The sequence below is a fragment of the Thalassotalea litorea genome (assembly GCF_005843925.1).
Classification (GTDB): domain Bacteria; phylum Pseudomonadota; class Gammaproteobacteria; order Enterobacterales; family Alteromonadaceae; genus Thalassotalea_A; species Thalassotalea_A litorea_A.
This window is the reverse complement of the sequence record NZ_VCBC01000029.1, coordinates 1-6,648: the sequence shown is the minus strand read 5'-3', so window position 1 is coordinate 6,648 and position 6,648 is coordinate 1. Positions and strand designations below refer to the sequence as shown.

The 6,648-nt window shown below is 40.0% G+C and carries 7 protein-coding genes; 5 read left to right on the top strand and 2 right to left on the bottom strand.

What is annotated here, in order from left to right; all coding sequences use genetic code 11:
* The 3 genes from FE810_RS16875 to FE810_RS16865 form a co-directional block, all read left to right on the top strand.
* On the top strand, positions 1 to 108 hold a 108-nt coding region (locus tag FE810_RS16875), incomplete at its 5' end, for an EF-Tu C-terminal domain-related protein (protein WP_212744527.1).
* A gap of 414 nt (positions 109 to 522) precedes the next feature.
* Positions 523 to 837, top strand: coding sequence for a putative signal transducing protein (locus FE810_RS16870; RefSeq protein ID WP_171022410.1), 315 nt, complete (start codon positions 523 to 525; stop codon positions 835 to 837).
* A 42-nt stretch (positions 838 to 879) separates the two neighbouring features.
* On the top strand, positions 880 to 1,719 hold the full coding sequence (locus FE810_RS16865) for an SPFH domain-containing protein (RefSeq protein WP_138321824.1): 840 nt from the start codon (positions 880 to 882) through the stop codon (positions 1,717 to 1,719).
* 39 nt (positions 1,720 to 1,758) lie between these two features.
* Here the strand turns inward: FE810_RS16865 and FE810_RS16860 are convergent, their stop codons facing one another.
* Positions 1,759 to 2,424, bottom strand: a complete 666-nt coding sequence (locus FE810_RS16860; RefSeq protein WP_138321822.1) for a PEP-CTERM sorting domain-containing protein — start codon at positions 2,422 to 2,424, stop codon at positions 1,759 to 1,761.
* 831 nt (positions 2,425 to 3,255) lie between these two features.
* Between FE810_RS16860 and FE810_RS16855 the strand changes: the two genes are divergently transcribed.
* Positions 3,256 to 3,627, top strand: coding sequence for a hypothetical protein (locus FE810_RS16855; protein ID WP_138321820.1), 372 nt, complete (start codon positions 3,256 to 3,258; stop codon positions 3,625 to 3,627).
* Positions 3,628 to 4,049: 422 nt separating this feature from the next.
* Here FE810_RS16855 and fusA read toward each other — a convergent pair whose 3' ends face one another.
* Positions 4,050 to 6,134, bottom strand: a complete 2,085-nt coding sequence (fusA, locus tag FE810_RS16850; protein ID WP_138321818.1) for an elongation factor G — start codon at positions 6,132 to 6,134, stop codon at positions 4,050 to 4,052.
* A 374-nt stretch (positions 6,135 to 6,508) separates the two neighbouring features.
* On the opposite strand from fusA, the gene FE810_RS16845 reads away from it, so the two are divergent.
* Positions 6,509 to 6,648 (top strand): GTP-binding protein (locus tag FE810_RS16845; RefSeq protein ID WP_246037037.1); only part of this gene is annotated, 140 nt, incomplete at its 3' end.

Below are 6,648 nucleotides of genomic sequence, written 5' to 3'. Positions count from 1 at the left end.
GTTGTAGAGCTTATCAACCCAATCGCGATGGACGAAGGTTTACGCTTCGCAATCCGCGAAGGTGGCCGTACTGTTGGTGCTGGTGTTGTATCAAAAATCATCGAATAATGATTTTTGCTGATACTCAGCAACTCTAAAAAAAAGAGCGCCTCGGCGCTCTTTTTTGTTTCTGTACGTAACCCTTCGCGGTGTTCCGTGATGACGATTTGGGCCGAAATTAGCCCTAATGGTCTAATTTCCCAAATTGCAGTATTTCTCTGAAATGCTGAAAAATCACTTGGTGATTTTCTAGAGCCATACAGTCACTTTGAATTGAATTGTTCCGGTACAATCATATCTTCGCTAGATTCTCCTTTTCGTAATCTAAAATTACAAAAAACAAAGCGCTTTAAACGCCGAACAGAAGGTTGCTGCTCAGTCTCCAATATCTATCACCTGCTACTAATCCGTTTGCGTCAATCAGCTAGATTTTAACCTGGGAAAGCTTTAATCTAGATACGTTGGCATTTGAAAGGAATTGATTTGCATAAACTTTATTCTAATCCTCATTTGTTTTTTGTTGAGCATATGCACAATATTCTCGCTATCGAAGGTATCGAAACGCAAATTAAAAACCAGTTTCTGTCAGGGGCTAGCGGTGACGTGCCCGTGTTTGAGACCTGGCCGGAATTATGGTTAGTAAATTCTGAGCAATTAGTAAAAGCCGAAACGCTAATCAAAAAGTCGGAACAAGAATCGGGAGATGATTGGCTTTGCCCTTCCTGTAAAGAATTAAATGCTGACTCTTTTGAAATTTGTTGGCATTGCCAAAGCGATAACCCAATCTCTAAGTGTTAACTTCGACACGTCATTCACTCATTAATAAGAAAGATAACCTTGATGAGACTTTCAAATATCTTGTCTGTAATCTTTAGTGTGATCATACTGGTAATTGTTTTTAGCAGTTGGTTTATCATTGATACTGGTCATGTGGCTGTAAAGAAAACCTTAGGTACTGTTGAGTTAGAAGAAGTATCACCAGGACTGAACTGGAAGTTACCTATTTTCACAAAAGCCTATGAATTTTCTGCAAAAGAGATCGCGATTGATTTTAATGATCTCCGCCCTAAAGCACGAGATAACCTGAGACTTCAGGACTTGGATGTGAGTATATTTTATAAAGTCCAAGCGGATAAAATAGCGGAAACAATGGTCAAGTACGCGGCATCGTACTCTGAAGGAGAAGACGCGTTATTGCCAGCTTATACGATTGTATACCGTGAGGGGCGGGATGTGATATATGAAGAAGTTACCAAGATTGACTCTCTTGATTTACACCGAAACCGAGATGAATTGCGTGCAGGGATCTCTAACGAATTGCAACAGAAACTTGACGACAAAGATCCTGGCGTATTTACCATCACCAGAGTCGCAATACGTGCGCTGAATACTGATCCGACTATCGAGGCGGCGATCCAAAAAGCCGTTCAAGCGCAAAAAACATTAGAAGCGAAGAAAGTTGAAGTAGAAATCGCGGGAAAAGATGCTGAAATTGAGATTGCCAGAGCCAGAGGTATTGCTGAAGCAAATGCGATAATAAACTCGTCATTAACACCTGAGTACCTTCAACATGAACTTAATGAAGCTTTGAAGAGATTCGCCGAAAATGAAGGTCAGGTCGTCGTTATACCTGCAAACATGCAAAGTATGAGCATGATTCTGGATCCAAAATCACGTTAAATAAAATAAGCCGGGGCGACCCGGCTTATTCTTAACTTTTTATTTTTTGTACCTTGCAAACCCAATAGCACCTAATGCCAATAACAAAATAGTTGAAGGCTCAGGCACTTCACTTGGAGGACCTGACTTAGTGAGTTCTACAAATACGATAAGATCATCATAATCAACATCAGGGTTTGAGCCTGTGTCATTCAGAAATAAATAAAACGTACTTACATCGCCATCAGTAGCAATTTCTGAAACCGCGAAGTTAGCAGAAGTTGAAGTTTCGCTATCGACGTTACTGCCATTACTTATTTCGGTACAGTTCATGAAGGAAGCATCGCAATTAGCGCCGAAACTAAAATCGAGAAATGCACCTGGTGCCACATTAAATGTTCCCATGATCATGTCATTTTCAGCAGCATCCGTACCAATTGATTGACCATCTGGGGCATTAAAAACATTATCGAAAACAGCTTGTTTGTATAAAAAGGTAACTTTATATTCGTATTGGCCGCCTTCCGTGTCTATGATATTTGCACCGCTAAAAAAGCTTACTAGTTCTGGTGGAGTACCGGAAGAAGCGCCACCTTTACCATAATCATCAACATCAGCGACCATCACTTCGACGCCACCCACATTCATTAAAGCAGCGTTGGCGTTAAATGCGATAAATGAGAAAGCTGTGAATACAAGTCCAGTTATTACTGTTTTTAAAGACATTCTATATTCCTTATCTAATTGAAAAATTTCCTAACGTTCAACTTCAAGAGCCGTTGTTAGTGAGTTTATTAAGCATCCCGCCATTGTTGGTCGACCGTTTCCGTTCGAGACCAAAATCACAACAAATCGTGTTATTAAGCTATTTCGAATCCCAGTAGCGCTATCATGACAGCTGTACAGCATGCTCGGTATTTCTCGCGAACAGCTGCGATAAATATGCCTTAAATCAAGTAATGGCTTAGGTCTTTCTTAGATGTAAACATAACTATCTGAGTACACAGAAAGAGATGAAATTAACAAGACATCAAGTAGTGCCTGTCAACAAACGGAAGGTGACGTTTCTTTTTGTTAATTTACTTTAATGAAGTAGCAATATAGTAAAGCAAGGCTCATGCCATTTATAAAAAAATAAGACGGTTAAGAAACGATTTAATTTTTTTAGCCACAATTATGTGACGACAAATAAGGACAAGTGAGTAAGACAAGCAAAGTCCATTCGACTATTCAGTCTTTGGAAAACACCCTCAATCCTATATTTTTACTGCTTTAGGACAAATTTTGAATGATTTGCTCTTCAGTACAAAAGAAGAAGTTGAGCATTGTATTGTTCGGATAGATTAGGTCTGGTTTAAATAACGATTAAACTTTATTCTAAACCTTACCCTGAGTAAAAAGGGTTTTATTCAATGATGATATTCTATCTATTTCATTATTATTACCTAAGTGTTAAATAAGCTGACGCTCTAATATATTGTTTTGTTAAGCTTTTATAATTAGTTTAAATTTTTGTTTTATACTAACAATCTCTACTCAATTTGGCTGATTAGATTAATGAGTTTTATTATTACTCTTTTTGCAACCTGTTCATTGGTTATCGGAATCATAGGGTTACTCAAACCTGTTGTGTTAACCAATGCAATAGAAAAGCATTATCGTAGACCTGGTGTGCACTATATTTCCATAATGTTAAGAGTAATTATAGGTTTGGGGCTTGTGGTAATGGCAGATGACACGCGCGCGCCGATTGTTATTGAATTAATGGCATGGCTGATTATTGGCTCTGCAATATTTGATGCGATTAAAGGCCGTCAAAACCACATAAATATGTTTGAATGGCTATTAAAATATCAACATTTAATTTTCAGAGTCATTGCTGGAACGATCGTGGCGTTAGCCGGTTTTCTATTGGTGGTGATTTATTGATTTAAACTGTGTTTGTTGTGATGCAAAGATTAGTGTGCCCCTATTCCAGACAATCGCAGTATACTTATCTTCAGTCGTCGCCAGATACGTTCCAGACACTGTCGACATACTTATATCCCTATAAGTAATACACAGCTCCTTGTTCCAGACAATCGCAGTATACTTATCTTCAGTCGTCGCCAGATACGTTCCAGACACTGTCGACATACTTATATCCCTATAAGTAATACACAGCTCCTTGTTCCAGACAATCGCAGTATACTTATCTTCAGTCGTCGCCAGATACGTTCCGGACACTGTCGACATACTTATATCCCTATAAGTAATACACTGCTCCTTGTTCCAGACAATCGCAGTATACTTACATCCATGTAATAAAAAAGCCCCTAAAAAGGGGCTTTTGTTAAACGATTAAAAATCATTTATTTCTTAGCGTTACGCTCTTTAACTTCAGCGATAACTTCTTCAGCTACGTTGTTTGGACATTGGTTATAGTGGCTGAATTCCATAGAGAATTGACCACGACCTGATGTCATTGTACGTAGGTGTCCGATATAGCCGAACATTTCTGAAAGAGGTACGTCAGCTTTGATACGTACACCGGTAGTACCAGCTTCTTGGTCTTTGATCATACCACGACGACGGTTCAAATCACCGATAACATCACCAACGTGATCTTCAGGAGTGAATACGTCAACCTTCATGATTGGCTCAATAAGTTGAGGACCAGCTTTCGGAATTGATTGACGGAAAGCACCTTTAGCTGCGATTTCGAATGCTACTGCTGATGAATCGACTGCGTGGAAACCACCATCGTAAAGTTCAACTTCAACGTCAAGCACTGGGAAACCAGCTAGAACACCTTCGTCCATCATGCCTTTGAAACCCTTCTCAATTGCTGGGAAGAATTCCTTCGGAACATTACCACCAACAACGCTAGAAGTGAATGTGAAACCAGAGTTTGGCTCACCTGGCTTGATGCGGTAATCAATCTTACCGAATTGACCTGAACCACCAGATTGTTTCTTATGAGTATAAGAATCTTCGATAGCTTGAGTGATTGTTTCACGGTATGCAACTTGAGGCTTACCAACTTGCAAATCAACGCCATAAGTACGCTTAAGGATGTCTACTTTGATGTCTAAGTGCAGCTCACCCATTCCACGTAAGATGGTTTCACCTGAATCTTCGTCAGTTTCAACCTGGAACGTAGGATCTTCAGCAACCATTTTACCGATAGCGATACCCATTTTCTCTGTAGAACCTTTATCTTTAGGTGCAACAGCGATTGAGATTACCGGCTCAGGGAATACCATAGCTTCAAGAGTACAAGGTTGTTTCACGTCACATAATGTGTGACCAGTTTGAACATTCTTCATACCAACGATGGCTAAGATGTCACCAGCTTGAGCTTCAGTTAGCTCGGTACGATCTTCTGCCTGCATTTCTACCATACGGCCGATACGTTCGGTTTTACCAGTGAACGAGTTTAATATGGTATCACCTTTCTTAAGGCGACCAGAGTAAACACGTACGAATGTTAAAGCACCGAAACGGTCATCCATAATTTTGAATGCAAGTGCACGGAATGGCTCATCAGCACTAACGATAGCGTACTCGCCAGTTGGCTCACCTTCTTCGTCAGTTAACGGTTGTGGGTTAACTTCAGTCGGAGCTGGTAGATAGTCAACAACAGCATCTAGTAGAAGTTGCATACCTTTGTTCTTAAATGCAGAACCACAGTATGTTGGGAAGAACATCAACTCGTTAGTACCTTTGCGGATACAAGCTTTGATTTGCTCTTCAGTAGGCTCTTCACCTTCCATGTACGCCATTAATAGGTCGTCATCGGCTTCTAGCGCTGTTTCGATCATTTCTTCGCGATACGCAGCAGCATCATCTACCATGTCTGCAGGAATGTCTTGCACTTCATAGTTTTCAGGCTGGCCTGAATCATCCCAAACATAGGCTTTTTGTGACAATACGTCTACAACACCTACGAAATCATCTTCTTCACCAATTGGTAAAGTCATTACTAGCGGGTTTGCGCCAAGTACGTTTTTAACTTGATCTTTAACGCGGTAGAAGTTTGCACCTAAACGGTCTAACTTGTTTACGAAAATCAAACGAGCAACTTTAGACTCGTTGGCATAACGCCAGTTTGTTTCTGATTGCGGTTCAACACCACCAGAACCACAGAATACACCGATACCGCCATCAAGTACTTTAAGAGAACGGTATACTTCTACTGTAAAGTCAACGTGACCAGGAGTGTCGATTACGTTGAAGCGATGTTTTTTCCACTCACATGTTACGGCAGCAGACTGGATAGTAATACCACGCTCAGCTTCCTGTTCCATGAAGTCAGTAGTTGATTCACCATCGTGAACTTCACCAATCTTGTGGATCATACCTGTAAGTTTTAGGATACGTTCAGTTGTTGTGGTTTTACCCGCATCAACGTGAGCGAAAATACCAATATTTCTGTATTTTGATAAATCAGCCATTGTATTACTCTATTAAAATAAAAGTTACGTTAAAAAATTTTTGCGCGGATTATACATCAGTTGCCCTCAACAAACATCTTAAAATTGACAAAAATTAATCAACTTCGCAATTTGCAGGGTAAAAATCAGGGCGTAATTCCCCCTATTTATATATTCAGAGGTTTTTTCGGCTGATTTTATTGAAAAAAAGCCTAAAGTTTAGACATTTTAATGGGAGTTTGTTAAATTGTGCCCCGTAAAAAAATGGCTCGAGTGTAATTGCGCTGTTGAACAATAGGTTCGAGGCTTATGGCTTCATCGAGCCAGTGCGTGAAAGCGATATTACAATTGTATCGGGTGCCACCCGAGTGTTTAAAACTTTAAGGTATAGCAAAATGGCTAAAGAAAAATTTGAACGTTCCAAACCGCACGTTAACGTAGGTACAATCGGCCACGTTGACCACGGTAAGACTACTCTAACTGCTGCGATTTCAGCGGTATTGACTAAGACTCACGGTGGTGAAGTTCGTGATTT